Source organism: Sphingobium sp. AntQ-1 (genome assembly GCF_028538045.1).
Classification (GTDB): Bacteria; Pseudomonadota; Alphaproteobacteria; order Sphingomonadales; family Sphingomonadaceae; genus Sphingobium; species Sphingobium cupriresistens.
In genome coordinates this window covers 3,416,142-3,442,318 of record NZ_CP117158.1, presented here as the reverse complement: position 1 = coordinate 3,442,318, position 26,177 = coordinate 3,416,142, and the positions used below count along the sequence as shown (strand labels likewise).

The following is a 26,177-nucleotide window of genomic DNA, read 5'->3' as shown; positions in this document are numbered from 1 at the left end:
CGGCCGCTACAGGATCAGGTCGTCAGCGCCTTGACGCCGGGCAATTCCTTGCCTTCCATCCATTCCAGGAAAGCACCGCCAGCGGTCGAGACGAAGGTGAAGTCGCCCGCTGCGCCCGCATGGTTGAGCGCGGCGACCGTATCGCCACCGCCGGCCACCGACGTCAATTGGCCTTCCTTGGTTAGCGCCGCCGCCGTTCGGGCCAACGCCACGGTCGCCGCGTCGAAAGGCGCGATCTCGAACGCGCCGAGCGGACCGTTCCAGACCAGGGTGCGGCAGTTTTTGAGGGCATCGCCCAGCGCCTCGACGGCGGCGGGGCCGACGTCCAGGATCATCTCGTCCGCCGCGACCTCATGGACGTTGCAGGTGCGCAGGGACGCCGGGTTGGCAGCAAATTCCTTCGCCACCACCACGTCATAGGGCAGATGAATGGTGCAACCGGCGGCTTCGGCGGCCTCGAAAATCGCTTCGGCCGTATCGCTCAGATCCTTCTCGCACAGCGACTTGCCGACATCGACGCCGCGGGCGTGGAGGAAGGTGTTGGCCATGCCGCCGCCGATGATGAGGTGATCGACCTGTTTCACCAGATTATTGAGCACGTCGAGCTTGGTCGACACTTTAGCGCCACCGACCACGGCGGCAACGGGCTTGACCGGCGTGCCGAGCGCGGCCTGCAAGGCGTCCAATTCCTTTTCCATCGACCGACCGGCAAAGGCGGGCAGCTTGTGCGCCAGCCCCTCGGTCGAGGCATGGGCGCGATGCGCGGCGGAAAAGGCGTCGTTCACATACAGGTCGGCAATCGCCGCCATTGCCTCGATCAACGCCGGATCGTTCTTTTCCTCGCCGGCATGGAAGCGGGTGTTTTCCAGGATCGCAATGTCTCCGGGGCGCATCACAGCGATGCCGTCGACCGCGGCTTCACCCTGGCAATCCGGGATGAACTGCACCTCGCGGCCCAGAACCTGACTCAGCGGGCGTGTGATCTTCGACAGGGAGAATTCGGGGTTCTTCTGACCCTTGGGGCGACCGAAATGGGCGAGGATCAGCACCTTCGCGCCGCGATCGGCCAGTTCCAGAACGGTCGGCATCGCCGCGCGCAGCCGGGTATCGTCGCTGACCGATCCGTCCTGCATCGGCACGTTCAGATCTTCGCGCACCAGCACGGCCTTGCCCGTGATGTCGCCCATATCGTCGAGTGTCTTGAACGGCTTTGTCATGTCTTTTCCCTGCTGCTTTTCCAATGAAAAGGGGGACAGGTCGCCCTGTCCCCCAATGTCCCTTACAGGAAGCTCGCCACCACGCCGGTGGTGTCGATCATGCGGTTGGAGAAGCCCCATTCATTGTCATACCAGCTCAGCACGCGGACCAGCTTGCCGTCGACCACGGCGGTCTCCAGGCTGTCGACGGTCGAACTGCGCGGATCGCCATTATAGTCGATCGACACCAAAGGTTCGTCCGAATAGCCCAGCACGCCTTTGAGCGGACCGTCTTCCGACGCCGCCTTGAGCAAGGCGTTGACCTCGTCCTTGGTGGTCGGGCGGCTCGGAATGAACTTCAGGTCAACGACCGACACGTTGGGCGTGGGCACGCGAATCGAAGACCCGTCCAGCTTGCCCTTCAGTTCGGGGAGAACCTCACCCACCGCGCGGGCGGCGCCGGTGGAAGTCGGGATCTGCGAGAGGGCGGCCGCGCGGGCGCGGCGCATATCGCTGTGCAACTGGTCCAGCGTATTCTGGTCGTTGGTGTAGCTGTGGATGGTCGTCATGAAGCCGCTTTCGATGCCGATCGCATCGTTCAGCACCTTGGCGAGCGGAGCCAGACAGTTGGTGGTGCAGCTGGCGTTGGAAATGACGATGTCGTCGGCGGTCAGCGCGTCATGGTTGACGCCGAACACGACGGTGCGGTCGACATTGGTGCCGGGCGCGGAAATGATGACCCGCTTGGCGCCGGCGGTCAGATGCGCGCTCGCCTTGTCCTTGGTGGTGAAGATGCCGGTGCATTCCAGCGCGATTTCGACGCCCAGGGCGGCGTGCGGCAGGTTGGCCGGATCACGCTCTGCGGTCACCTTGATCTTCTTGCCGTCCACGACCAGGAAATCGCCGTCGACGCTGACGTCACCCTTCCAGTTGCCATGCACGGAGTCGCGCTTGAACAGCAGGGCGTTGGACTTGACGTCGCCCAGGTCGTTGATGCTGACCAGTTCAAGGTCATGGTCGGTGCGCGAGAGGATGGCGCGCGCCACCAGGCGGCCGATACGTCCGAAACCGTTAATTGCTACCTTCGTTGCCACTGCACTAGCCTCCTTAAGGTGTTGTTGTTCGGTTAATTATTATTGAGCGCGGCCACGATCTGTGGTGCGATCTTTGCGGCGGTCAGGCCGAAATGATCGTAGAGCGCTTCCGCCGGGGCCGACGCGCCGAAGCTGTCGATGCCAAAGCGCAGGCCCGCAATGCCGGTATGGCGTTCCCAGCCAAAGGTCGTTCCCGCCTCGATCGACACGCGCAGCACATGATGCGGCAACAGGTCGTCCTTGTAGGATTTGGGCTGCGCCTCGAAATGCGCCCAGCTGGGCATCGACACGACGTCCGCGCCAATGCCCTGTTCTTCCAGCATCTTGGCGGTATCGACGGCAATCTCGACCTCGGAACCCGTGGCGATCAGCACAACCTTGCGCTCGGCGCCAGCGGAGCGCAGGCGATAACCGCCCCTGGCCGACAAATTTTCGGATTTTTCGGTGCGCAACTGCGGCAGGTTCTGGCGGGTCAGCGCCAGCACCGACGGGCCGGTCGCATCCTTCAATGCCAGTTCCCAACATTCCGCCGTCTCGACGATGTCGGCCGGGCGATAGACGTCCAGGTTCGGGATCATCCGCATCGACATGACATGCTCGATCGGCTGATGGGTCGGCCCATCTTCGCCAAGGCCGATGCTGTCATGGGTCAGAACATGGATGACGCGCTGCTGCTGGAGCGCAGCCAGGCGGATGCCGCCACGCATATAGTCGGAAAAGACCAGGAACGTGCCGCCATAGGGGATCACGCCGCCATGCAGCGCCATGCCGTTCATCGCGCAGGCCATGCCGAATTCGCGGATGCCATAATAGACGTAACGGCCGCTATAATCGTCCTTCGTCAGCGGACCGGTCGATTTGGTCTTTGTGTTGTTGGAGCCGGTAAGATCGGCCGAGCCGCCCAGCGTTTCGGGCAAGAGATCATTGATGGCGCCCAGCGCCAGTTCGCTCGCCTTGCGGGTCGCGACCTTCTGCGGATTGGCGATCAGCGTGTCGATATAGGCTTCGAGCGAGAAGTCGGCGGGCAGGTCACCAGCCATGCGGCGGGTGAATTCCGCAGCCTTCTCGTCACTTGCAAGGCGGCCTTCCCACGCAGCGCGAACATCTCGGCCCTTGGCGCCAATCGCCTTCCAGGCGTCGGCGATGTCCGCCGGGATGACGAAGGGTTCGGCAGTCCAGTCGAGGAACTCACGAGCGGCAGCGACTTCGTCGGTGCCGAGCGCCGAGCCGTGCACGCCCGAAGTGCCGGCCTTGTTCGGCGCGCCATAGCCGATCTTGGTGGCGCACGCGACGATCGATGGGCGGCTGTCGGCGACCGCTTCGGCCAGCGCGCGGCGTACGTCGGCGACGTCATGGCCGTCGCATGACACGACATGCCAGCCGGTGGCGGCGTAACGCGCCAGCACATCCTCGCTGCTCGACAGATCGACGGCGCCGTCGATGGTGATCTTGTTGTCGTCCCACAGGACGATCAGGCGGCCCAGGTTCAGGTGACCAGCCAAGCCGATCGCCTCATGGTTGACGCCTTCCATCAGACAGCCGTCGCCCGCGATCACCCAGGTGCGGTGATCGACCAGATCGTCGCCGAACTGGGCGTTCAGATGGCGTTCGGCAATCGCCATGCCGACGGCGGTGGCCAGGCCCGACCCCAGCGGACCGGTCGTCGCTTCGACGCCCGCCAGCTCGAAATTCTCAGGATGGCCGGCGCAGGGGCTGTGCAGTTGGCGGAAGCTGGCGATGTCCTCCATCGTCGGACGCGCATAGCCGGTGAGGTGCAACAATGAATAGATCAGCATCGAGCCATGGCCCGCAGACAGGACGAAGCGGTCGCGGTCGGCCCATTTGGGCTGGGTCGGATCGAATTTCAAAAAGTCGCCGAACAGCACCGTCGCCACATCCGCCATGCCCATCGGCATCCCCGGATGACCGCTATTGGCGGCCTGCACGGCGTCCATGGACAGCGCCCGAATGGCGTTGGCGAGCGACTTGTCGGAAACGGTCATGGCGAACAGGCGTCTTTCTGAAGCAAGCATAAGGACGGCGCCCGCGAACGTGCAGGCGAGTCGAGATCGCGCCCCCTTTGTCGCGTCAAGCCCCATGCGTCAACCGCAGCGGCGGCACGAATCATGAGAAGCCCGCTGTAATCGGCCAGAAAGACTGCTTTTGCATGGCCCCGACTTTCGCTATGCATGGATGATGGCAAGCGACCGCATGATGCAGGCGATCGGCACGTTGGAGCGTGCTGTGAGCCGGCTTGAACAGGATGTGGCGGGTTTGGCGGATGCCGCCCCGGCCAGCCCCTTCCCCGCTTTGGATCAGGGCGCCGCGCGCGTCGCACTGCGATCCCTCGACGACCTGATCGCTACGCTGAAAGGGCATGCCCATGGCTGAAACGACGCTGGTGATCGCCGGACGCCATTATGCGATCCGCTGCCGTGACGGGGAAGAGGCGCATCTGGGCCATCTCGCGACGCTGATCGAGGACAAGGCCCGCGTCGCGCAGCAGAGCACGCCGGGCCTGACGGAGGTGCGCACTTTGCTGTTCGCCGCACTGTTCCTGGCGGACGAACTGAACGACCTGAAACGCGAAGTCGCAGGGCGGCAGACGAGCCTGCCGCTGGACGGCGACGACGAAGCGAGCGCCCGTGCGATCGAGGCGCTGGCCGGCCGTATAGAAAAGCTGCGCGAACGACTTGCCGCCCGGACCGCGAAAGCCTAGATTGGCGGCGACGGGTTCTGCCTGGTACGAGCTTTAGCGAACATCCCTGAGGCGATAATCACATCCAAGGGGGCTGTCCCTGGGCGGGTTCAGGCCCGTTCTACATGGTCCCCACCTGACGTTGAGGCGTCAGAGGATATTCCAGCACACGGCCAAGGTGGTCCCGTCACCCTTTTCATCATAGAGCGGCGTGCTCCCGCGCAGGCGGGAGCCCAGTTCAAACCGCGGGACTGGACTCCCGCCTGCGCGGGAGCACAAACTTGAATTTGGCAGGCGTTCGATGAACGGCGAACTTTCCGACAAGACCAGCCTGCGCGGCATTGCGCGGCAGAGGCGATCCAATTTCGTCGCTACGCTCGATCCGCTGGCGCATCGACTGGCGTTCAAGGCGGTTCCCTCACCGCTCGCGCGCCGGATCGCCGATGCGCAGGTCGTCGCGCTCTATATGGCGGTGGATGACGAGGCGCCGGCCCAACGCATGGCGGCGCAGTTGCAGGCGCTGGGCAAGACCGTGGCGCTGCCGCGCGTGCTCGATCGGTTGGGCAGCATGGATTTCCTGGCCTGGCAGCCCGAAGATCAATTGGTTCCCGGTCTGTTCCGCACCAGCCATCCCGAACCGGGCGTCGGACCAGTGACGCCCGACGTCATCATTGCGCCGCTGGTCGGATTCGACCGGGCGATGAATCGTCTTGGCCAGGGCGGCGGCTATTATGACCGCGCCTTCGCCCGCTTTCCCGATGCGTTGCGCGTCGGCATCGCCTGGTCCGCGCAGGAGATCGATGCCGTGCCAGCCGATCCCTGGGATTTGCCGCTGGACATCGTCATGACCGAAGTCGAACTGATCGAAGGACCGGACCTGTGAGCATTGACCCGCGCCATTATCACCAGCCAAGCTGGCGCAAGCCGATGGGCATGTTCGCGATCGTCGGACTGATCGCGCTCTGGGCCGTCATGGTGGGCAGCCTGTCTGGCCTGATCGGCGCGTTGCCGATGTGGGCGCAGGCGCCCATCTATGTCGTGCTGGGGATCGTGTGGATCTGGGTGCTGCCGCTTCGGCGACTGCTTGCCTGGATGGAAACCGGGCGCTGGCGCTGAACCTTCTTCCCACCGCTTGTCCTGAGCGATTTCTAATCAGATGGCATCATCTGATGACTCGGAAATCGCGTAAAACAATAATATTGAGCGGTGGCGCGAGTGACGGGGCTCGAACCCGCGACCTCCGGCGTGACAGGCCGGCACTCTAACCAACTGAGCTACACCCGCGTAAGGCGCTGCATCCTTATCGGCCCGAAAGCCGCCAGATGATGCAAATCTGGGAGAAATCACTCTCCGGTCAAGGAGAGTGGCGCGAGTGACGGGGCTCGAACCCGCGACCTCCGGCGTGACAGGCCGGCACTCTAACCAACTGAGCTACACCCGCGCAGGGTGGCATCTTTTCGTGACCCTTCAGATCACCAGACGATACGGCCTGGAACACCATTTCCACCTTCCTGTCAGGGAAAGTGGCGCGAGTGACGGGGCTCGAACCCGCGACCTCCGGCGTGACAGGCCGGCACTCTAACCAACTGAGCTACACCCGCGTTTGGTGTGGAAGCGCCGTCTATGAGCGTCCTGCGATGCTGTCAACCGTCCGCAACGGGACTTTCCTCTTTCTCGTCATTTTCTTTACGTGGGGCTACCGTCAGCGTCCCCTGCTCGAACAGGAAACCGGCGATATCGGGCGTTCCCGCCGCCTGCACGACGGTCTGGATGATGATCAGCAGCGGCACGCCCAGCAATGCGCCGGGCGTGCCCCAGACCCAGCCCCAAAAGGCGAGCGAGACGAGAATCAACAGCGGGTTCATCGTCAGCCGCCGGCCCAGCAGCATCGGCGTGACGACATTGGCCTCCACCAGATGGAAGCCCACCTGCAAGCCCGCCGGCAGCAACGCGACATAGACGTCGTCGAACACCATAAGGCCGCCCAGCCCCAGCAGCACCGCGGCCAGCATCGGCCCGAAATAGGGAATGAAGTTCAATAGCGCGACGATACCGCCCCACATCAGCGGAGACGGCATCCCGATCAGCCATAGTGCGAAGGCGACAGCGCCGCCCAGACACAGGTTGATGGTCGCTATGGTGATGACATAGGCCGACGTCGCGTCGACCATATTCTGGATCACCCGCGCCACCGCCATGGCGCCGTCGAAACTGCCGCGGCTGTTGATCGTGCGCCGCCGCAGCCGGGTCCAACCAGCCAGAAAGAAATAGATGATGAGCAGCGCGAACACCATCTGGATGATCGCCGACGGGGCCGATGTGGCGGCGAACTGGAGCAGCGAGCGCGGCGCATCGACCGCCGCCGTTTGCGCCGCCGCGACCGGGCCGGTCGCGATCATCCGCACGGTTTCGTCCACGAAGCGCTGAAGATTGGCGTAAAAGTCGATTAATGGGGCCAGGTTCGCCTGAATCTGCGGCAGGCGTTGGGGCAGGATGCGGAACCAGTCGGTCGCAGGCACCACGATCAGCACCAGCGCGGTGTTGGCGACGACCAGAAAGCCGATCATCGCGATCAGCGCCGCCAGCCCTGAAGGCAGCCCGCGCCGTTCCATCCACTCCAGCAAAGGCACCAGCGCAATGGCGATCACCAGCGCGGCGGTCAGCGGCAGGAAAAACTCCGCCCCCGCGCGCAAGGCGAAGGGCAGCGCCAGCATCAGGCCGATGCCCGACGTCAGCGCGATCGATGCGAGCAGCCGGTCGCGGCGCCGGTTGACCTCTTGCTGCTCATTCATGGTCACGCGCGATCGATTCCCTTTTCGTTCCTATCCGATGTGCGCCGCCTGCGGTGCAGCGTCAATTTACAAAGGGTGTCATAGCGGCAGCCGGTCAGGAAAAAGACCGGCTTAACCAAATATTTGCGCAGCTTCGCTAAGGACGGGCGCAGGGGACGCAAAAACGGGGAAGACAATGACGCGGACGCTTTGGGCCTCGGCCCCGACGTCGCTGGCTCTGGCGGCGAGCCTGACGGCTACGCAGCCTGCCGTCGCGCAGCCGGCGATGCGACTTGGCACGCAGACGTTCGTAGAGCGCGTATCGACCGACATTAACGGCCGCCCGCGCCGGACATTGGCGAGCGCCGAAAGGGTCGGCCCCGGCGACACGCTGATCGTGATCGTCCATTGGCGCAATGACGGCGCCCAGCCGGTTCGCGACTTCGCCGTCACCCGCGCGGTGCCCCCCGGCATACTCCCGGACATCAGCGACCCCCATATGCAGGTGTCGGTCGATGGCGGCGGCCATTGGGGACGGCTCGATCAATTATGGTTGCCAACACCGCTGGGCGGGGTACGCCGGGCGGTGGCGGAGGATGTGACCCATATACGCTGGCGACTGCCCGAAGCGGTGCAGCCCGGTCGGGCCGGACGACTGAGCTATCGCGCGGTGATGCGCTAAGCCCGATATGCGCTGCGTTCATCGCAGCAGGCAACGTCGCGCTTGAGTTCGCCCCCTCGTCTCCATAGAGCAGGATGGAGCTACGGAGACGCATCTTATGCCCAAAGCGGGTGAACTGGCCTATCTCGCCAATCTAGGCGACGGCGGCCGCGAACATTCATTGGAAAAGCCTTTTTCCGATCCATCCTGCGGCATTAACCTGGCGTCCATCGGTTTCATGATGACGCTGTTGCCGCAACCCCCGGCGCGAATATTGGACCTGGGATGCGGCGGGGGCTGGACCAGCACCTTCTTTGCCAAACGCGGCTATGATGTGATAGGACAGGATATCGCGCCCGACATGATCGAGGTCGCGCGCGAAAATTGCGCCCGCCATGGCCTGGAACAGCGCCTGTCCTTCACATGCAGCGATTTCGAGGCGCTGGACATGGACAACCAGTTCGACGCCGCGATCTTCTTCGATTCCCTGCACCATGCCGAGGATGAATTGCTGGCGATCCGTTCGGCCTGGCGCGCGCTCAAACCCGGCGGGGTGCTGATCACCCATGAACCGGGCGACGGCCACGCCACCAGTCCTGATTCGATCGCGGCAATGCAAGTCTATGGCGTCACCGAGCGGGACATGCCGCCGCGCCTCATCATGCAGCGCGGAGCGGAGGTCGGCTTCAAGGATTTCCGGGTCGTCCCCCTGCCCCAATATCTCCACTATCTTTTCTACGAACCGCGCACCTATCCCAAGCGGCTGTGGAGCAAGCGTCGCTGGACCATGACCAAGCGGGTGCTGAAACTGCTGTTCGATCCCGATCCCGGCGCCGGCGCCATCGTCATAATGACCAAATAGGACGGGGCAAACCGGCCGGTTTGCCCCGCAAATGGTTTAATCCACAAACAGGAAGGCGGGTGCCTCCAGCAGCTTGCGCACAGCCTGTACGAAGCTGGCGGCGTCCCAGCCATCGACCACGCGATGGTCGCAACTGATCGACAGGTTCATCAGCTTCGCCGCGACGATCTCCTTGCCCCGGAAAACCGGACGCTCGATCACGCGATTAGGACCGATGATTGCGACTTCGGGCCGGTTGATGACCGGCGTGGTGGCGATCCCGCCGAGCGGGCCGAGCGAGGTCAGCGTCAGGGTGGAGCCAGACAGCTCTTCCGACTTCGCCTTGCCGCTGCGCGCCGCGTCGGCCAGGCGGCGGATTTCGGTCGCCAGCTGCCATACATTGCGCTCCTGCGCATCGCGGATCACCGGCACCATCAGGCCCGCATCGGTTTGCGTCGCCAGTCCCAGATGCACCGATCCATGGCGCGTCACCACGCCCGCCTCGTCGTCATAACGGGCGTTGAGCATCGGGAAGTCGGGCAGCGCCTTGCACAGCGCGACGATCAGCAGCGGCAACATGGTCAGCTTGGGCCGATCCCCGCGCCCGGCGTTGAGCTGCTCGCGCAGATCCTCCAGCGCGGTGACGTCGATTTCCTCGACATAGGTGAAATGGGGAATGGCGCGCTTGGACGCGGCCATATTCTCCGCGATGCGGCGGCGCATCCCGATCACCTTGACCTGTTCGTCGGCGCGTTTCGCGGATCGCCCTGCGGGACGATAGCCATGCCCCTGGCCGTAGAGTAGATAGGCGTCGAGGTCGGAATGACGAATATGGTCGCCGGAAGGCTTCACCTGGGCCAGATCGACGCCTAGTTCCCTGGCGCGCGCGCGAACGGCGGGGGATGCGAGGATAGGTCCGGCCCTATCGAGGCTGTCCTCCCCAATGCCGTTCGGTCTGAGTCTGTCGAACTCTTTCCCTTCTTCTTTTGCGCCTTGCCCGGAAGAAAAGGACGGCCGTTGCCCTTCGCTCGCCTGCGGCTCGACAGGCTTAGGGTGAACGGGGGCGGGAGACACCGCTTCAATCACCGCCTCGCCCGGCGTTTCCGCGTCGATCGTCTCCACCGAAGGCGCCGGCGCGACGACAGTCTCGCCTTCCATTTCGATCTCCACCAGCATCGCGCCGATCGACACCTGATCGCCCGGCTCGCCCGCCAGGCGTGCCACCGTGCCCGAAACCGGGCTTTCCATCTCGACGGTCGCCTTGTCGGTCATCATGTCCGCGATCGGCTGGTCTTCCTCCACCCGGTCGCCAACCTTGACATGCCAGCCGACGATCTCCGCCTGCGCGATGCCCTCACCGATGTCGGGCAGCTTGAACGTGAAAAGAGCCATGACCCTTTAGTCCTTCATGATCTTGTTGATGGCTTCGCGGATACGCACGGGGCCGGGGAAATAGGCCCATTCCAGGCTGTGCGGATAGGGCGTGTCGAAGCCGGTGACGCGCGCGATCGGTGCTTCCAGATGATAGAAGCAGCGTTCCTGCACCTGGGCGGACAGTTCCGCGCCAAAGCCGCTGGTCCGGGTCGCCTCATGCACGATCAGGCAGCGGCCGGTCTTTTTCACCGACGCTTCGATCGTGTCGATGTCGAGCGGCACCAGGCTGCGCAGATCCACGATTTCCGCGTCGATCCCCAGCGTCTTGACCGTATCCTCGACGACATGGACCATCGTGCCGTAGCACAAGATAGTCAGCGCCCCGCCCGCCCGCGCGATCCGCGCCTTACCCAGCGGGATGCGGTAATAGCCGGTCGGCACCTGCGCGTGCGGGTGGCCGGCCCAACTGGTTGCCGGCGTATCATAATGGCCGTCGAACGGGCCGTTGTAGATGCGCTTGGGTTCGAAGAAAAGCGTCGGATCATTATCCTCGATCGCGGCGATCAGCAGACCCTTGGCGTCATAGGGGGTGGACGGAATCACCGTTTTGATCCCCGAACAATGGGTGAAGATGCCCTCCGGCGACTGGCTGTGCGTCTGGCCACCGAAAATGCCGCCGCCAAAGGGCGACCGCACCGTCATCGGCGCGATGAACTCGCCCGCCGACCGGTAACGCAACCGCGCCGCTTCGGACACAAGCTGGTCGAGCGCGGGATAAATATAGTCGGCGAACTGGATTTCCGGCACCGGGCGCAGGCCATAGGCGCCCATGCCCACCGCCACGCCGATGATCCCGCATTCGGTGATCGGCGTGTCGAACACCCGGTTCTTGCCATATTTTTGTTGCAGACCCGCTGTCGCACGGAATACGCCGCCGAAAAAGCCGACATCCTCGCCCATCACGACCACGGTCGGATCGCGCTCCATCATCACGTCCATGGCGCTGTTGATCGCCTGGATCATGTTCATGTGAATGGTGTCGACGGTGGCTTCCTGCGTCATGCCCTCGCGCACAACCTCTGTTTCAATCGCTTCGCTCACAGGCCCGCCGCCTTCCATTCGTCCAGCATCTGCTGCTGCTGTTCATGAAGGTGCCGGGGCATCTCCTCGAACACATCCTCGAACATGCTTTCCATCGGATGATGGAGACCGTGGCCCAGGATACCGTTCTTCTCCGCTTCGCGCGCGGCGTCGCGGACCAGTTCGGCCAGTTCCTTGTCCATCGCGGCGTGGCGATCCTCGTCCCATATGCCAAGCGTAATGCAATGGGCCTTCAACCGCGCAATCGGGTCGCCCAGCGGCCAGAGGCTGCCTTCCTCGGCAGAGCGATAGGCGGTCGGATCGTCCGACGTGCTATGCCCTTCGACGCGATAGGTGAAATGTTCGATCAGGGTCGGCCCGGCATTGGACCGCGCCCGGTCCGCGGCCCAGCGGGTCGCGGCGTAGACGGCGAGGATATCGTTGCCATCCACCCGCAGACCTGCGATGCCATAGCCCACGGCACGCGCGGCGAAGGTGGTTGCCTCCGCTCCAGCAAAACCTGAAAAGCTGCTGATAGCCCACTGATTATTGACGACATTCATGATGACAGGCGCACGATAGACGCTGGCGAAGGTGCAGGCGCTGTGGAAGTCGCCCTCCGCCGTCGACCCTTCGCCGCACCATGTCGCGGCGATGCGCGTGTCGCCGCGCGCCGCGCTCGCCATCGCCCAGCCCACCGCCTGGGGATATTGGGTGGTCAGGTTGCCGGAGATGGAGAAGAAGCCCGCCTCCCGCGCCGAATACATGATCGGCAGCTGGCGGCCCTTCAGCCGGTCGCCTGTGTTCGAATAAATCTGGTTCATCATGTCGACCAGCGGCCAGTCGCGCGCGAGCAATATGCCTTGCTGGCGATAGCTGGGGAAACACATGTCGTCGCGCGACAGGGCCAGCGCGGCGCCGATCGACACCGCCTCCTCGCCCGTCGATTTCATGTAGAAGCTGGTTTTGCCCTGCCGCTGTGCGCGGAACATGCGCGCGTCGAACGCGCGGGTCAGCGCCATGTAACGGAGCATCCGCAGCAGCGTTTCAGGCGGCAGCCTGGGGTTCCAGGCGCCAACCGCCGCGTCCTCCTCATTCAGCACGCGGATCAGGCCATAGGCCATGTCGCGCATGTCGCCGGGCTGCGCGGCCTCGTCGGGACGCGGCGCGGCATCAGCGGCCGGAATATCGAAATGGGTGAAGTCGGCGCTTTCGCCGGGCCGCGCGGGCGGCTCTGGCACATGCAGGCGCAGCGGCGGCAGATTGCGCCCTGTCTGCCCATCCATGCCGCCTGATCCGGTCGGATCGCTCATCCTGCCTCCTATGGTGCATTGCAATAATATTGCTTAAAACAGATATTATATTTCAACGCCGCAAAAGGCAAGCCTTGCTGACCCAAATTTTCCGTTTCAACTGTCCAGTTCGCTGTCTCTTCAGACGGCGACCGGCGCGGAAATATGGGCTTGCGGCGCATAATCGAGGACGTCGAAATCTTCGATTCGATAATCGAAAATACTCGAAGGCCGCCGATTGATCCGTAATTTGGGTGTGCCGGACGGAATTCGGTTCATCTGCGCCTCCACCAGCGCCGCATGGTTCAGGTAAAGATGCACGTCACCGCCCTGCCAGACCACCTCGCCCGGCTCCAGATCGCACTGTTGCGCCAGCATCCGGGTGATCATCGACAGGCCGAAAATGTTGAAGGCGAAACCAAGCCCAAGGTCGCAACTGCGCTGGAACAGCAGGCCGTTCAGCTTTCCGTTCGATACCTGGAACTGATAGGTCATGTGACAGGGCGGCAGCGCCATTTGCGCCACTTCCGCCACATTCCAGCCGGTGAACAATAGGCGGCGCGAGCCGGGCGTCGTGCGGATCGCCTGCACCAGATCGGCGATCTGGTTATGTCCCTCGTCCGCCTTGCGATACAGCCCGTCGCCCGCCGGTTCGTAGCGCGGCCAGTTCACCCATTGCGCGCCATAGACCGGACCCAGATCGCCCCACTGCCGGGCGAAATCATCGTCGCCGACGATCCGCATTTCGAACGTGTCGCGGTCGATATCCTCGCCGGTCGCCCTGCGATAGGCGTCGAGCGGCCAGTCGGTCCAGATATGCACGCCCTGCCGCACCAGTTCGCGGATATTGGTGTCGCCGGTCAGAAACCACAACATCTCGCGCGCCGCGACCTTCCAATAGACCCGCTTGGTCGTCAACAGCGGCACCGCATCATTGGCCAGCGAGAATCGCATCGTCGCACCCAGGATCGAGCGGGTGCCGACCCCGGTGCGATCGACCCGTTCGTCGCCATGCCGCCAGATATGTCGCATCAGGTCCAGATATTGCTGCTCATAATGGGGCGAGGACGAAGAGAGCGTATCGGTCAAGGCGGGTTCCTGCGAATGGATCTGGCCTGACGCTCTAGCCCAGGATGACGGCCGCGCCAATCGGACCGAGATACGCAATCACCGTCCGAAAGGGTTCTTGTTCCGCTGCCCGCCGGATGGCGATCGCGGCATCCTGCACGCATGGAGGACGAACTGGCGATCGCGATTCTGGATGGCGCCTGGCGACCGCAACGCCTGCTGACGCTGCGGCAGGACTGGCATGGCTTGCTATATCATCTGCTGAGAGACGAAGGCGGTTGGGTCGCGCTGATCCAAAGACGCGGCATCCACGCATCGCCCATGCCCTGCTGGCATGATGTCGCCCTGACGCGAACCATCGCGCGCAGCCTGCGTCCGCTGGAGATGATGCTGGCCGACCATGTCATCCATGCGGGCGAAACCCGCTTCAGCTTCCGCGCGGCCGGGCTTCTATAACCACCGCTATGGAGACTGCAAAAAAAGCGTCATTGCCCGCTTGCCAGTCCGGAAAGCCCCCTCTATAGGCCCACTCCTGCCTTACGGGGCCGCCCACAAAGCGGTTTCGGCATCGGTCGGGGAATAGCTCAGCCTGGTAGAGCACTGTCTTCGGGAGGCAGGGGCCGGAGGTTCGAATCCTCTTTCCCCGACCACATTTTCATAGTCAGATATGACGATATATCAGCGGGATGGCATAGCCTTCTCCGCCGATTGGTCGTGCCTGTGCGGCTTTTGGCAACGAGTATTTTTCGACAGATGACATCTGTCGAAAGCATAGCCCGCCTTCTTGCGCATTCGTAAAAGATGTTTGACCCCGTCGGTCCGGACGGCGATGATCCACCTTATCAAGCCGATACGGCCGCAAACCGTGATCCACATATAATCCGACCCGCGTCCTGCGGGCATAGTCAGGCGGGAGACAAGCCTTGCACAGACGCGATTTTCTGGCCTTTGGGGCCGCGGGCGTAGGAGGACTCGTCCTCCCCTCGATGTTCGGCAAGGTGATTGCCGCCGAGGAACTGAACAGCGCCATCGACGTGGCGGTGAAGAAGCCGCTGGCCGACGCGGCGATGAACGCGGCCAAGAGCGCGGGCGCATCCTATTGCGACGTGCGGGTCGGTCGCTATCTGCGCCAGTTCGTCATCACCCGCGAGCGCAACGTCGAAAATGTGGTGAACACCGAATCGACCGGCGTGGGCATCCGCGTAATCGCCAACGGCGCCTGGGGCTTTGCCGCCACCAACGAGATGACCAAGGAAGCCGTCGCCAAGGCCGCGGGCCAAGCCGTCGCCATCGCCAAGGCCAATGCGCCGGGCCAGAGCGCGCCGGTCCAGCTCGCCCCGGTGACGGGCGTGGGCGAGGTCAGCTGGCGCACGCCGATCGTCAAGAACAGCATGACCGTGCCGATCAAGGACAAGGTCGATCTGCTGATGGGCGTGAATGCCGCGGCGCTGGACGCCGGAGCCAGCTTCATCCGTTCCATCCTGTTCCTGGTGAACGAGCAGAAATATTTCGCCAGCACCGACGGCAGCTATATCGACCAGGACGTGCATCGCATCTGGGCGCCGATGGAAGTCACCGCGGTCGACAAGGCGAGCGGCAAGTTCCGCGTGCGCGAAGGCCTGTCGGCGCCGATGGGGCTGGGCTATGAATATCTGGACGGCGCGGCCAGCGGCAAGACCGTGCTGCCCAATGGCGTCACCGTCTATGGCCAGTCCTATGACATGAAGGAAGACGCCGTCGCCGCCGCCAAGCAGGCGATGGCAAAGATCAAGGCGCCTTCGGTCAAGCCCGGCAAATATGATCTGGTGCTCGACCCGTCGCATACCTGGCTGACGATCCACGAATCGGTCGGCCATCCGCTCGAACTCGACCGCGTGCTCGGTTACGAAGCCAATTATGCCGGCACCAGCTTCGCCACGATGGACAAGCTCAAGGCCAATTTCCACTATGGCAGCGACAAGGTGAACATCGTCGCCGACAAGACCCAGCCGGGCAGCCTGGGCGCCGTTTCCTATGACGACGAAGGCGTGAAGACCAAGAAGTGGGATCTGATCCGCGACGGCAAGCTGGTCGGATACCAGGCGGTCCGCGACCAGGCCCATATCGAGGGCAAGGCCGCGTCGGACGGCTGCGCCTATGCCGACAGCTGGTCCAACGTCCAGTTCCAGCGCATGGCCAACGTGTCGCTGGAGCCGGGCAAGGCCAAGCTAAGCGTCGCCGACATGATTTCCAATGTCGAGGACGGCATCTACATCATCGGCGACGGCAGCTTTTCGATCGACCAGCAACGCTATAACGCCCAGTTCGGCGGCCAGCTTTTCTACGAGATCAAGCAGGGCAAGATCACCCAGCAGATCGAGGATGTCGCCTACCAGATCCGCACGCCCGAATTCTGGAACGGGTGCGCCGGGGTGTGCGACGCCAGCGACTATCGCCTGGGCGGCTCCTTCTTCGACGGCAAGGGCCAGCCGGCACAGGTTTCGGCCGTGTCGCACGGGTCGTCGACCGCGCGCTTCAACGGCATCAACGTCATCAACACCGCCCGTTCGCTCGGCTGATCGGTTAGGGAGACAAAGATATGAGCATCCTTTCCGAAGCGCAGGCCAAGACGATCCTGACCAAGGTCGTGGGCTTTTCCAAGGCGGACGAATGCACCGCCCAACTGATCGGCGCGATCCGCGGCAATGTTCGCTTCGCGCGCAATGACGTGTCCACCGCGGGCATCACCGACAATATCGAACTGTCCGTGCAGGTCGCGTTCGGCAAGCGCGTCGGCACCGCGACGATCAACCAGTTCGACGACGCCGCGCTGGAGCGCGTGGTGCGCCGCGCCGAGGAGCTGGCCAAGCTGGCCCCGGAAAATCCGGAATTCATGCCGGCGCTGCCCAAGCAGACCTATATGAAGACCGATACGTTCAGCGCATCGACGGCGGGTATCGACGCGGCCTATCGCGCCAAGGTAGCGACCGATTCGATCGGCCCCTGCCGCGCCGAGAAGCTGATCGCGGCAGGCTATCTGGAGGATCAGGCGGGCTTCGTCGCCTTCCTGAACAGCAAGGGCAATTACGGATACCAGACGTCGACCAGTTCCGACTATACCTGCACCGTCCGCACCGAGGATGGGCGCGGGTCCGGCTGGGTCGGGCATAATGTGCAGGACGTCGCCACCTTCAACGCGGGCGAGGATATTCGCGTCGCCATGCGCAAGGCGAGCGCGTCGGCCGAGGCCAAGGCATTGGAACCGGGCAAATATACCGTGATCCTGGAGCCGGCGGCGGCGGCCGGGCTGGTCGCCTTCATGATGTTCTTCTTCGACGCGCGATCGGCCGATGAAGGCCGCAGCTTCCTGTCGAAAAAGGGCGGCGGCAACAAGCTGGGCGAGCAGGTCTATGGCCCGCAGGTCACGATGTTCACCGACCCCGCCTATCCCGGCGCGGCGGTGCTGCCCTGGGACGATGGCGACAACCTGCCGCGCAAGAAGCTGCCGATCATCCAGAACGGCAAGCTGGTGAACATGAATTACAGCCGTTTCTGGTCGCAGAAACAGGGCAAGCCGGAACAGGCGCAGTTCGGCAACGTCATCATGGAAGGCGGCACCAAGTCGACCGCCGACCTGATCCGCACCACCGAACGCGGCATATTGGTGTCGCGCACCTGGTATATCCGCATGGTCGATCCGCAGACGGTGCTGCTGACCGGCCTGACCCGCGACGGCACTTTCTACATCGAAAATGGCCAGATCAAATATCCGGTGAAGAATTTCCGCTTCAACGAAAGCCCCGTCATCATGCTCAACAATGTCGAGGAGTTCGGCAAGCCTGTGCGGGTGAAGAGCGACGAATCGGACATGGTCATGGTGATCCCGCCGATGAAGCTGCGCGACTTCACCTTCACCTCGCTGTCGGACGCGGTGTGAGGCTGACCTGCACGGCATGACGCGCAGCGACTTTCTCCGGTTGCTGGCGGGTGGTCTGGCCAGCGCTTTGCTGGCCCGGCCGCTCGCCGTCACCGCGGCCGGGGGCTATGATTTCTGGTTCACCCGGCTGCGCTACGACAGCGGCGACTGGGACGTAGACCAGCGCACGCCGTCAAACATCGTCACGTCGCTGATCGATTACACGACCCTGCGGGTGGACCCGAAGGAGCATGTCATCGCCCTGTCGGACCCGAAAATGCTGACGGCGCCCTTCTGCTACATGGCAGGGCACAAGCTGGTGGAGTTTTCGGCGGCCGAACGACGCAATTTCGAACGCTATGTGCGCAATGGCGGGTTCGTCATGGTGGATGATTGCAACCATGACATAGACGGCCTGTTCGCCCGATCGTTCGAAGCGCAGATGGCGAAGATCTTCGGCCCAAAAGCGTTGAAGACCTTGCCCAAGAGCCATGGCCTATACCGCAGCTTCTTCAAGTTCGATGACGGCCCACCCAATACCGGGCTGGAACTCAACGGCTGGGGCGACGACCTGGTCCACGACTATCTCAAGGGGATAGAGGTTAACGGCCGACTGGGCGTTCTCTACAGCAACAAGGATTATGGTTGCGAGTGGGATTATGACTGGCGCAACAAGCGCTTTTTGGCCGAGGACAATACCAAGTTCGCGGTCAATATCGTGATGTACGCGCTGTCGGTGTGACGAACGCCCCTCCCCATTTCCTGCCTATTGCCCAGCAAGGGACATAACATGACCGAAATCACCGAAGCCGAAATCCAGGCCCGTCTTGCGCGACTGATCCAATTGCGCGCGGCGATCGGGCAGGCGATCGTCGGTCAGGCCGATGTGGTGGAGCAGTTGCTGATCGGCCTGCTGGCGGCCGGCCATTGCCTGCTGGAAGGCGTGCCGGGCCTGGGCAAGACGCTGCTGGTGCGGTCGCTGGGTGAAGCGCTGAAGCTCGATTTTCGCCGCGTCCAGTTCACCCCCGACCTGATGCCCAGCGACATATTGGGCACCGAATTATTGGAAGAGGACCATGGCACCGGCCATCGCAGCTTCCGCTTCCAGCAAGGCCCGGTGTTCACCAACCTGCTGCTGGCCGACGAACTCAACCGCACCCCGCCCAAGACGCAGGCGGCGCTGCTGGAGGCGATGCAGGAAAAGACGGTCAGCTATGGCGGCGTGACGCATAAGCTGCCCGCCCCCTTCTTCGTGCTGGCGACGCAGAATCCGCTGGAGCAGGCGGGCACCTACCCCCTGCCCGAAGCCCAACTCGATCGCTTTCTGCTCCATGTCCGGGTCGATTACCCGACAGAGGAGGAAGAACGCGCGATCCTGGCCCAGACCACGGGGGCCAAAGCCGGCGTCGTGCCGATGGTGATGGAGGGCGAGGAGGTGCTGGCGCTCCAGCGGCTGGTGCGCGACGTGCATTTCAGCGACGAGTTGCTCCATTGGGTGACGCGGATCGTACGGGCGAGCCGCCCCGGCGACGGCGCACCGGAAGATATCCGCAAATATGTGAAATGGGGCGCAGGGCCGCGCGCAGGCCAGTCGCTGATCCTGTGCGCCAAGGCGCGCGCGCTGCTGCATGGCCGCCTGGCCGCCACGCGCGAGGATATCGCCGCGCTGGCCGCCCCGGTGATGCGCCATCGCCTGTTGCTGTCCTTCGCCGCCGAGGCCGAAGGACGCAGCGCCGATGATGTGGTCGCCGCCCTGATCCGCGCCGTTCCGCTCGCCTGAACCTTCTCTGCCAATGGTCGACCTCATCCCTCCTGACGTGCGCAGTCGCCTTCGCGGCCTGCGGCTCATCACGCGCCGGGCCGTAGGATCGCATGGACTGGGCCTTCACCAGAGCCACAGCCGGGGGGCGGGTCTGGAATTCGCTCAATATCGCGCTTACGAACCGGGCGACGAGCTGCGCCAGATCGACTGGAAACTCTACGCCCGGTCGGACAAATTCTTCGTGCGCGAGGCTGAGCGCGAAAGCCCGGTCGCGGTGTGGATTTTGATCGATGCCAGCGCCTCGATGGGCCAGGCCGACGCCGCGCGTCCTGACTATTGCCGTCTCGACGCGGCCAAAAGCATCACCGCCGCCATCGCCGAACTGGCGATGAAACAGGGCGACCGTTTCGGCTTCATCGCGCTGGGTGACGATGGGCTGGCATTGCTGCCGCCCGCGACCGGCGCGCGCCAGCGCGACCGGCTGCTGCTCGACCTGCTGACCGTCCATCCCGCGCGCGGCTTCGCGGCGGACGCCCAAATGGGACCGCTGTGGGAGCGGATCGGCGCGCATGACCTCGTCATCCTGCTGAGCGACTGTTTCGATAACGGCGCGGTGGCGCTGACGGAGAAACTGGCGGCGGCCGGGCGCGAGACGCTGGTGATCGAGATGCTGACCGTCGCCGAACGGGATTTCCCCTTCGACGGCGGCTATCGCTTTCGCGATCCTGAGACTGGCGAGGAATATCTGGGGGACGGCGCGGCATTGCGGGCCGGATTCATCGCCCGCTTCGGGGAAGCCCGCGCCGCGCTGCACGCCCGGCTGGACGGTGCGGGCATCCGCCATGCCGCGCATGTGCTGGACGAACCGATCGACCTGCCGCTGCGCCGCCTCTTTTCCGCCCATGGCGCGGCGGACTATGCATGAGCATGGGATTGCTCTTCCCGGCGGCGCTGGCTGCACTTTTGGCGCTGGTCGTGCCGCTGGTCATCCATATCGCGCGCAAGAGCGAGCAACGGCCGACCGATTTCGCCGCGCTGCGCTGGCTGCGGCAGAAGCCGAAGCCGCGCTCCCGGCTGCGCTTCGACGAATGGCCCTTGTTGCTGGCAAGGATGGCGTTGCTGGCGCTGGCGGCATTGTGGCTGGCGCAACCGATCCTGTTCGGCGCGGCCGATCGCAGCCCCTATGTCGCCGTGGTGCCGGGAGCGCAATTTAACGCCGCGACGTTCGGGGATAGCCGCCTCCACTGGATCGCGCCGGGCTTCCCGGCGATCGACGCGCCCCGGCCGGCCGGGCCGCTGCCGATCGCCAGTTTGATACGGCAGATCGACGCGGAATTGCCGACTGGAACGCCGCTCACCATCATCACGCCCACTGTCATCGACGGCGCGGACGCCGATCGCTTGCGCCTGTCGCGCAAGGTGACATGGCGGATCACGGGCGGGGCCATGGCGGCATCGGAGGCCAAGATTGCATCGCCGCCGCCGCTGTCCGTTCGCACCGATGCCGATCATCGCGGTCGGCTGCGCTACCTCCGCGCCGCCGCATTGGCATGGCAACCAGCCGGACGGGAGGCGGATATCGACACCGCCGCCATCGATGCGCCGCTGCCAGATCGGCGACGGATATTGGTCTGGTTTGCAGGCGGCACCTTACCGGACGACGTCCTGCGCTGGGTGAACGAAGGCGGCACGGTGCTGACGGCGAGCGACGCACGCTTGCCCGATGGTCGCCCTGCCCTGCCCGTCTGGCGCGACGATCTCGGCGCAACGCTGGCAGAGGCGCTGCCGATGGGCAAGGGACGCCTGCTGCATTTCACGCGCGCGATGATACCGACGCAGATGCCCATCTTGCTGGACGCGGATTTCCCGGTTCAGTTGCGCGCGTTATTGGCCCCAACGGCGCCGCCTGCGCGAGTCGCCTCCGCCGAGTATGCGCCGTTGACGGGTGAACGCAGTTATGACCAGCCGCCGCAATCTTTGCGACCCTGGCTGGCCCTGCTGATCGCGCTGTCGCTGCTGGCCGAGCGCTGGATGGCGACGCGCCGCAGCCGGAGCATCGCGCCATGACCGCGCTGCTCGCGCGTTGGATCGCGCCCGCACGCTGGCGGGCATTGGCCGATACGTGGGCGCTGGCGTTGCCGTTACTGGTCGCTGCCGGCGCCGTCGGCTGGCGCTTGGGGGGACCGGCCTTCGCCCTGTTGCTGGTCGCGATCGGCAGCGCCATTGCATTTTTCATCGCGCGTCGGCGCGCCGCCCGCTTCGATCGCGCCTGGCTGGTCCGCAACCTCGACAATAATCGCCCGGAACTGGAGGACAGCAGCGCGCTGCTGTTCGCCCAACATGCCCCGCTTGCGCCGTTGCAGGTGCTTCAGCGCGATCGCATCGCGGCGCGGATCGATCATGGCACGCCGGAGGATCTGAGGCCCGACTGGTCGCGCCGGTCGCTGCTGGCGTTCAGTCTCGTGGCCGTAGCGGTGTTCGTCGTCGCCCTGCTGTGGCCGCGTCCCGGCGAAGGACCGTCAACCCTGGCCCCCGCGCTGGAAGGCCTGCCCGCCCGGCCCGGCATCCCGCGCCTGATCGCGCAAAATCTGCGCATCATCCCGCCCGCTTATACCGGCCTGCCGGTGCGCGATTCCGCCTCGATTGATGCGCGCGCGCCGCAGGGGTCGCGGCTGGAATGGACGCTGCGGTTCGATCCGCAGCCAAGCGCTCCCCGTCTCGCGATGCTTGCTGGCCAGACGCTGGCCCTGCGCCGCCACGGCGAGATATGGATCGCCCGCCGGACGCTCGACGCCTCCTTCCTCTATCGGGTCGATCCCGCCACGGCACGCGGCCCGACCCCGCCGCTGCACCGGATCGACGCCATCGCCGACGCCCCGCCCCTGGTGAAGGCGCTATCGCCGACCGCCAGCCTGTCCATGGTCACATCCGATCAGCGCAGTTGGACCCCGGTTTTTGCTGCGACCGACGATTATGGCGTCGCCGCGACCGCCCGGCTGCGCGTGACGCTGGCCATCGGCGAGGGCGAAAATGTGACCTTCAGCGAACGGGAAATCGCGGTGCCGGGCAGCGGCCCGGCGCGCGATCGCCGTTTTGCGCCGCGGCTCGATTTTGCAAGCTTCGGCTTTGCGGCAGGCGGCGACATGGTGGTGCAGTTGATCGTGCGCGACAACCGCGCGCCCGTGCCGCAAGAGGTTCACGGCCCCAGTCTGATCCTGCGCTGGCCATCGGCCAGACAGCCCGAAAGCGGCGGTATGGAGGGCATGGTGAACACCACCCTGCCCGCCTATTTCCGCAGCCAGCGGCAGATCATCATCGATGCCGAAGCGCTCATCAAGCAAAAGCGCGCGCTGGCGCCGGACCGCTATATGACGCGATCGGCGTCGATCGGCGGCGACCAGCAAATATTGCGCGGCCGCTACAGCCAGTTCCTGGGCGGCGAGGGGGAAGGCGAACCGGAATTGCCGACCGCGGACGGGCATCAGGAAGGCGACGGCCACGATCATGGCGGGCCGCCCAAGCAACCCAGCGCCGGCTTCGGCGCGCCGGAGGATGTGCTGGGCGATTTCGGGCATCCGCACGACGATAGCCCCGCCTCCAGCCTCGATCCCGAAACTCGCGCGATCCTGAAACAGGCGGTCGACGAAATGTGGCAATCCGAACGGGAATTGCACCAGGGCCGTCCCGACCTGGCCCTGCCCTTCGCTTACAAGGCGCTGCGCTTTATCAAGGAAGTGCAACAGGCGACGCGTATCTTCCTGTCGCGAGTCGGCCCTGAACTGCCGCCTATCGATGCGACCCGGCGCATGACCGGGAAGCGGGAGGGGCTGGCGAACCGTACGCTGGCCGTCGCTCCTGTCGAGCGAAGCGACGGCCCCGCCGCCGCCGCATGGCGTGCGTTGGGAGACGGGCCGGATGCCATTCGCGGGCCAATCGCGTTGGGCGCATTGCAGGATTGGACGCGGGTCAATGCCGGGCGGTTGCCCGATGCGCTGGCGCTGATGGGCGCGATCGACGCGGTGCGCAGCGATCCGGCCTGCACGGCCTGCCGCGCCCGATTGCGCGCGCAACTCTGGACAGCGATGGAGCGTCCGCTCGCACGACCGGCCCGCCGTCGCCCTTCAGATGCGGCTGGCGCACGCTATCTGGGCGCTATCGAGGGAACGCCATGACAATAAAGTGGGCGGTGGCGCTGACCCTGGGGCTTGCGACGCTCCTTGCCTTGGTCCGGCTGTCATTATGGCATCGTCGCGCGCGGAAGAGGGGCGAGGCTTCGCCTGTCCGACTGGCATTGCTCATGCTGCTCCAGCCGGTGGTGTCGACGCTGCTCTATTGCGCTTTGTTCCCGCCGATGGAGGGGGGCGGCGCGACCGACCTGCGGATCGCGACAGCCGGAACGTCGCGCCTTGCCACCACTGCCGATGGCTCCCCACTCATCCTGCTACCCGAAGCATCTGCGATGGCCGGCGGTGAAGCGACGCCCGATCTTGCCACCGCATTCCGGCGACATCCCGGCGTCAGAACGATCACCGTGCTGGGCGACGGCCTTGGCCAGCGCGATATCGATGCTGCGCAGCAGGTGGCGGTGCGGTTCGATCCGCCGCCGCTCCGGCCAGGCATACTCAATCTGACGCCGCCTCCAACGGTGGCGGCCGGCGGCCGGTTTGTCGTGGGCGGAACGCTGACCCGGCTGAGCGGCGCAACGATCGAACTGATCGATCCGGCGGGCCGCGTCACCGACAGCATTGCGGCCGAACGGGATGGGCATTTCCTGTTGGCCGGAACTGCTCGGGCGGCGGGAGCCGTCAGCTTCACGCTGCGCGTGCGCAAGGACAAGCGCGTGATCGAGCAGGCCGACGTCCCGGTCTGGGTAACGGATAGCGCCCCCCCCCGATTATTGATTTTGGCAGGCGCGCCGGGGCCGGAGGTCAAATATCTGCGACGCTGGGCGAGCGACGCAGGATTCGACGTGACGACGCAGATGAGCGCGGGGGCCGGGATCGCCCTTGGCGACGCGCCGGTAGCGCTGGATGCAGCCGGATTGCGCCGGTTCGACGTGGCGATCGTCGACGATCGCGCATGGACGGGACTGCGCGGCCCGCTGATCGCCGCCGTGCGCGGCGGCATGGGGCTGGTGCTGCGCGCGGGCGGTGCAATCGACGGCCCAACGCGGTCGCAATGGCAGGCCTTGGGCTTTGGCCTGACCGGTCCGGGCGGGGTGGCGCCTCTGGCCTTGCCAAAGGCGTCCGAGGAAGCGCTTGCCCGCACCCGTCATGGCATCGGCAGCGACGAATCGCCGGTAGACATGGCCCTGCCCGAAGACTTGGCCCCCGATGTTAGCCGCCTGGGTCTGACGCCCGGCGGCGGCGAAGCCGTGCCGGTGCTGCGGGATGAAGGCGGCGCAACGCTGGGTATGTGGCGGGCGATCGGCATGGGGCGAGTCGCGCTGTTCACCGGAGTCGACAGCTATGCCCTGACCCTGACCGGCCGCCGCGATCTCTATGGCGACTGGTGGAGTGCCCTTCTTACGTCGGTCGCGCGGCCTGCGCCCTCCAGCCGCATGATCCCCGGCGTCGTGTGGGCGGGCGAACGAATGGCGCTGTGCGATATTGGCGACGACGGACAAGTAGAACATGCCGACGGCGCGCGGACCAAGTTGGTTCCGGTGGCGGGATGCGGCGCTTTCTGGCCCGCAAAAGCCGGCTGGCATAGCCTGCGCGTGAAGGATGGACTTCGCCTATTCCATGTTCAACCCCGCGACGCTTTGCCCATAATGCGCGCCGCACGCGATCGGCAGGCGATGGCCATGTTGTCAACTGCCACGCCGGATGCGTCAGCAGCAGCGATGACGGCCGGCACGCCCGGATCGGCCTGGCCCTTCTGGCTCACATGGCTGGCGACGAGCGCGCTGCTATGGTGGCTGGAGCGATTCGGCATCGGTCGCCGCAAAGGTGGTTCGTCTATGTCCGCAGAGACATGAACACCCCAATCAGTCGGCCATGTAGAAGTCGCGCAGCGCACGCGCATCGTGCAGGGCGTTGTGCGGCACGCGGCTGTTGGCGGCGGCGCTGAAGCCGGCGGCGTTGATCAGTTCCAGCCGCAGCCCGAAGTCCACGCCCGCCATCCTGCCCGGCCCGGTCACCAGCAGCGCGCAGAAATGGGACAGATCCTCCGGCCAGTCGGCGATGATGATCGGATCACTGTCCCCTTCCAAATAGGCGGCGACATGATCGGCCGCTTCCACCCGGCCCAGTTGCAGGTCGATGCCGGGCGGGACATGGCGCAAATAAGGAATGACATGCTTTTCCACCCAGGGTTCGATTTCCTCTGGCAGCGGCAGAGTGACGTAGAATTCCTGGTCGCCATGTTCGGGAACCAGCGCGACGCTGATCAGCGTGCCGCCAAAGCCGTTGAATTCGGTGTCGAGGAAATACCGCATGGAAAG

24 protein-coding genes and 4 tRNA genes are annotated in these 26,177 nt (G+C 64.5%); 16 read left to right on the top strand and 12 right to left on the bottom strand.

The genetic code is table 11. From position 1 onward, the window contains the following. Positions 1 to 14 precede the first annotated feature (14 nt). The 3 genes from sphantq_RS17255 to tkt all read right to left on the bottom strand — a co-directional run bounded on the left by sphantq_RS17255 (position 15) and on the right by tkt (position 4,293). On the bottom strand, positions 15 to 1,217 hold the full coding sequence (locus tag sphantq_RS17255; protein WP_066605300.1) for a phosphoglycerate kinase: 1,203 nt from the start codon (positions 1,215 to 1,217) through the stop codon (positions 15 to 17). A gap of 62 nt (positions 1,218 to 1,279) precedes the next feature. Next, positions 1,280 to 2,290, bottom strand: coding sequence for a type I glyceraldehyde-3-phosphate dehydrogenase (gene gap, locus sphantq_RS17250; RefSeq protein ID WP_066602296.1), 1,011 nt, complete (start codon positions 2,288 to 2,290; stop codon positions 1,280 to 1,282). A 32-nt stretch (positions 2,291 to 2,322) separates the two neighbouring features. After that, entirely contained in the window at positions 2,323 to 4,293 is a 1,971-nt protein-coding gene (gene tkt, locus sphantq_RS17245; protein WP_129926195.1) for a transketolase, read from the bottom strand. 208 nt (positions 4,294 to 4,501) lie between these two features. Here tkt and sphantq_RS17240 point away from each other — a divergent pair, with 208 nt between their 5' ends. The 4 genes from sphantq_RS17240 to sphantq_RS17225 all read left to right on the top strand — a co-directional run bounded on the left by sphantq_RS17240 (position 4,502) and on the right by sphantq_RS17225 (position 6,104). Further along, complete coding sequence (locus tag sphantq_RS17240) at positions 4,502 to 4,681, top strand: hypothetical protein (RefSeq protein ID WP_066605308.1); 180 nt, start codon at positions 4,502 to 4,504, stop codon at positions 4,679 to 4,681. Then, entirely contained in the window at positions 4,674 to 5,009 is a 336-nt protein-coding gene (locus tag sphantq_RS17235; RefSeq protein ID WP_066605304.1) for a cell division protein ZapA, read from the top strand. Before sphantq_RS17240 ends, sphantq_RS17235 begins: the two co-directional genes overlap by 8 nt. A 280-nt stretch (positions 5,010 to 5,289) precedes the next feature. Beyond that, positions 5,290 to 5,871: a 5-formyltetrahydrofolate cyclo-ligase gene (locus sphantq_RS17230; RefSeq protein ID WP_272799090.1), complete on the top strand. Its 582-nt coding sequence runs from the start codon at positions 5,290 to 5,292 to the stop codon at positions 5,869 to 5,871. Next, positions 5,868 to 6,104: a DUF2842 domain-containing protein gene (locus sphantq_RS17225; RefSeq protein WP_272799089.1), complete on the top strand. Its 237-nt coding sequence runs from the start codon at positions 5,868 to 5,870 to the stop codon at positions 6,102 to 6,104. The genes sphantq_RS17230 and sphantq_RS17225 overlap by 4 nt, the downstream gene beginning before the upstream one ends. A gap of 91 nt (positions 6,105 to 6,195) precedes the next feature. Here the strand turns inward: sphantq_RS17225 and sphantq_RS17220 are convergent. From sphantq_RS17220 to sphantq_RS17205, 4 genes are all read right to left on the bottom strand, one after another. Then, a tRNA-Asp gene (locus sphantq_RS17220) sits at positions 6,196 to 6,272 on the bottom strand. Positions 6,273 to 6,352: 80 nt separating this feature from the next. Further along, positions 6,353 to 6,429 (bottom strand) — tRNA-Asp (locus sphantq_RS17215). Between the two features lie 83 nt (positions 6,430 to 6,512). Further along, a tRNA-Asp gene (locus sphantq_RS17210) sits at positions 6,513 to 6,589 on the bottom strand. Positions 6,590 to 6,631: 42 nt separating this feature from the next. Further along, positions 6,632 to 7,786 carry an AI-2E family transporter gene (locus sphantq_RS17205; protein ID WP_066602308.1) on the bottom strand — a complete coding sequence of 385 codons (1,155 nt, stop codon included), beginning with the start codon at positions 7,784 to 7,786 and terminating at the stop codon, positions 6,632 to 6,634. 169 nt (positions 7,787 to 7,955) lie between these two features. Here sphantq_RS17205 and sphantq_RS17200 point away from each other — a divergent pair, with 169 nt between their 5' ends. After that, on the top strand, positions 7,956 to 8,441 hold the full coding sequence (locus tag sphantq_RS17200; protein ID WP_066602311.1) for a hypothetical protein: 486 nt from the start codon (positions 7,956 to 7,958) through the stop codon (positions 8,439 to 8,441). 97 nt (positions 8,442 to 8,538) lie between these two features. Beyond that, on the top strand, positions 8,539 to 9,282 hold the full coding sequence (locus sphantq_RS17195) for a class I SAM-dependent methyltransferase (protein ID WP_066602317.1): 744 nt from the start codon (positions 8,539 to 8,541) through the stop codon (positions 9,280 to 9,282). Positions 9,283 to 9,318: 36 nt separating this feature from the next. On the opposite strand, the gene sphantq_RS17190 is transcribed toward sphantq_RS17195, so the two are convergent. From sphantq_RS17190 to thyA, 4 genes are all read right to left on the bottom strand, one after another. Then, on the bottom strand, positions 9,319 to 10,653 hold the full coding sequence (locus tag sphantq_RS17190) for a dihydrolipoamide acetyltransferase family protein (protein ID WP_129926197.1): 1,335 nt from the start codon (positions 10,651 to 10,653) through the stop codon (positions 9,319 to 9,321). Positions 10,654 to 10,659: 6 nt separating this feature from the next. Then, on the bottom strand, positions 10,660 to 11,664 hold the full coding sequence (locus sphantq_RS17185; RefSeq protein ID WP_066605310.1) for an alpha-ketoacid dehydrogenase subunit beta: 1,005 nt from the start codon (positions 11,662 to 11,664) through the stop codon (positions 10,660 to 10,662). A gap of 68 nt (positions 11,665 to 11,732) precedes the next feature. Then, the gene (locus tag sphantq_RS17180; RefSeq protein WP_272799088.1) at positions 11,733 to 13,028 is read right to left on the bottom strand and encodes a 3-methyl-2-oxobutanoate dehydrogenase (2-methylpropanoyl-transferring) subunit alpha; all 1,296 of its coding nucleotides are present in this window, start codon (positions 13,026 to 13,028) and stop codon (positions 11,733 to 11,735) included. A 120-nt stretch (positions 13,029 to 13,148) separates the two neighbouring features. Continuing rightward, positions 13,149 to 14,039, bottom strand: a complete 891-nt coding sequence (gene thyA / locus sphantq_RS17175) for a thymidylate synthase (RefSeq protein ID WP_242495981.1) — start codon at positions 14,037 to 14,039, stop codon at positions 13,149 to 13,151. A 198-nt stretch (positions 14,040 to 14,237) separates the two neighbouring features. Between thyA and sphantq_RS17170 the strand changes: the two genes are divergently transcribed. The 10 genes from sphantq_RS17170 (at position 14,238) to sphantq_RS17125 (ending at position 25,712) form a co-directional block, all read left to right on the top strand. Further along, positions 14,238 to 14,531, top strand: a complete 294-nt coding sequence (locus sphantq_RS17170; protein ID WP_272799087.1) for a JAB domain-containing protein — start codon at positions 14,238 to 14,240, stop codon at positions 14,529 to 14,531. A gap of 117 nt (positions 14,532 to 14,648) precedes the next feature. Next, positions 14,649 to 14,725 (top strand) — tRNA-Pro (locus sphantq_RS17165). Positions 14,726 to 14,998: 273 nt separating this feature from the next. Then, positions 14,999 to 16,633, top strand: coding sequence for a TldD/PmbA family protein (locus tag sphantq_RS17160; protein WP_272799086.1), 1,635 nt, complete (start codon positions 14,999 to 15,001; stop codon positions 16,631 to 16,633). Between the two features lie 20 nt (positions 16,634 to 16,653). Next, positions 16,654 to 17,991 (top strand): TldD/PmbA family protein, encoded by a 1,338-nt coding sequence (locus sphantq_RS17155; RefSeq protein ID WP_261934502.1) that lies wholly within the window; start codon positions 16,654 to 16,656, stop codon positions 17,989 to 17,991. Between the two features lie 16 nt (positions 17,992 to 18,007). Further along, complete coding sequence (locus sphantq_RS17150) at positions 18,008 to 18,712, top strand: DUF4159 domain-containing protein (RefSeq protein WP_272799085.1); 705 nt, start codon at positions 18,008 to 18,010, stop codon at positions 18,710 to 18,712. Positions 18,713 to 18,760: 48 nt separating this feature from the next. After that, complete coding sequence (locus tag sphantq_RS17145; protein WP_272799084.1) at positions 18,761 to 19,750, top strand: AAA family ATPase; 990 nt, start codon at positions 18,761 to 18,763, stop codon at positions 19,748 to 19,750. Between the two features lie 13 nt (positions 19,751 to 19,763). Then, entirely contained in the window at positions 19,764 to 20,657 is an 894-nt protein-coding gene (locus sphantq_RS17140) for a DUF58 domain-containing protein (RefSeq protein ID WP_066602338.1), read from the top strand. Further along, positions 20,654 to 21,799, top strand: a complete 1,146-nt coding sequence (locus sphantq_RS17135; RefSeq protein ID WP_272799083.1) for a BatA domain-containing protein — start codon at positions 20,654 to 20,656, stop codon at positions 21,797 to 21,799. Before sphantq_RS17140 ends, sphantq_RS17135 begins: the two co-directional genes overlap by 4 nt. Then, the gene (locus sphantq_RS17130; protein WP_272799082.1) at positions 21,796 to 23,904 is read left to right on the top strand and encodes a DUF4175 family protein; all 2,109 of its coding nucleotides are present in this window, start codon (positions 21,796 to 21,798) and stop codon (positions 23,902 to 23,904) included. The genes sphantq_RS17135 and sphantq_RS17130 overlap by 4 nt, the downstream gene beginning before the upstream one ends. Beyond that, the gene (locus sphantq_RS17125) at positions 23,901 to 25,712 is read left to right on the top strand and encodes a carboxypeptidase regulatory-like domain-containing protein (RefSeq protein WP_272799081.1); all 1,812 of its coding nucleotides are present in this window, start codon (positions 23,901 to 23,903) and stop codon (positions 25,710 to 25,712) included. The genes sphantq_RS17130 and sphantq_RS17125 overlap by 4 nt, the downstream gene beginning before the upstream one ends. Positions 25,713 to 25,721: 9 nt before the next feature. Here the strand turns inward: sphantq_RS17125 and sphantq_RS17120 are convergent, their stop codons facing one another. Further along, complete coding sequence (locus tag sphantq_RS17120) at positions 25,722 to 26,171, bottom strand: hypothetical protein (protein WP_066605314.1); 450 nt, start codon at positions 26,169 to 26,171, stop codon at positions 25,722 to 25,724. Positions 26,172 to 26,177 lie beyond the last annotated feature (6 nt).

Coding starts and splice junctions, on each gene's coding strand:
- sphantq_RS17255 (WP_066605300.1), bottom strand. CDS start 1,217: ATGACAAAGCCGTTCAAGACACTCGACGATATGGGCGACATCACGGGC.
- tkt (WP_129926195.1), bottom strand. CDS start 4,293: ATGACCGTTTCCGACAAGTCGCTCGCCAACGCCATTCGGGCGCTGTCC.
- sphantq_RS17240 (WP_066605308.1), top strand. CDS start 4,502: ATGATGCAGGCGATCGGCACGTTGGAGCGTGCTGTGAGCCGGCTTGAA.
- sphantq_RS17235 (WP_066605304.1), top strand. CDS start 4,674: ATGGCTGAAACGACGCTGGTGATCGCCGGACGCCATTATGCGATCCGC.
- sphantq_RS17230 (WP_272799090.1), top strand. CDS start 5,290: ATGAACGGCGAACTTTCCGACAAGACCAGCCTGCGCGGCATTGCGCGG.
- sphantq_RS17200 (WP_066602311.1), top strand. CDS start 7,956: ATGACGCGGACGCTTTGGGCCTCGGCCCCGACGTCGCTGGCTCTGGCG.
- sphantq_RS17195 (WP_066602317.1), top strand. CDS start 8,539: ATGCCCAAAGCGGGTGAACTGGCCTATCTCGCCAATCTAGGCGACGGC.
- sphantq_RS17190 (WP_129926197.1), bottom strand. CDS start 10,653: ATGGCTCTTTTCACGTTCAAGCTGCCCGACATCGGTGAGGGCATCGCG.
- sphantq_RS17185 (WP_066605310.1), bottom strand. CDS start 11,664: ATGAACATGATCCAGGCGATCAACAGCGCCATGGACGTGATGATGGAG.
- sphantq_RS17180 (WP_272799088.1), bottom strand. CDS start 13,028: ATGAGCGATCCGACCGGATCAGGCGGCATGGATGGGCAGACAGGGCGC.
- thyA (WP_242495981.1), bottom strand. CDS start 14,039: ATGCGACATATCTGGCGGCATGGCGACGAACGGGTCGATCGCACCGGG.
- sphantq_RS17170 (WP_272799087.1), top strand. CDS start 14,238: ATGGAGGACGAACTGGCGATCGCGATTCTGGATGGCGCCTGGCGACCG.
- sphantq_RS17155 (WP_261934502.1), top strand. CDS start 16,654: ATGAGCATCCTTTCCGAAGCGCAGGCCAAGACGATCCTGACCAAGGTC.
- sphantq_RS17150 (WP_272799085.1), top strand. CDS start 18,008: ATGACGCGCAGCGACTTTCTCCGGTTGCTGGCGGGTGGTCTGGCCAGC.
- sphantq_RS17145 (WP_272799084.1), top strand. CDS start 18,761: ATGACCGAAATCACCGAAGCCGAAATCCAGGCCCGTCTTGCGCGACTG.
- sphantq_RS17140 (WP_066602338.1), top strand. CDS start 19,764: ATGGTCGACCTCATCCCTCCTGACGTGCGCAGTCGCCTTCGCGGCCTG.
- sphantq_RS17135 (WP_272799083.1), top strand. CDS start 20,654: ATGAGCATGGGATTGCTCTTCCCGGCGGCGCTGGCTGCACTTTTGGCG.
- sphantq_RS17130 (WP_272799082.1), top strand. CDS start 21,796: ATGACCGCGCTGCTCGCGCGTTGGATCGCGCCCGCACGCTGGCGGGCA.
- sphantq_RS17125 (WP_272799081.1), top strand. CDS start 23,901: ATGACAATAAAGTGGGCGGTGGCGCTGACCCTGGGGCTTGCGACGCTC.
- sphantq_RS17120 (WP_066605314.1), bottom strand. CDS start 26,171: ATGCGGTATTTCCTCGACACCGAATTCAACGGCTTTGGCGGCACGCTG.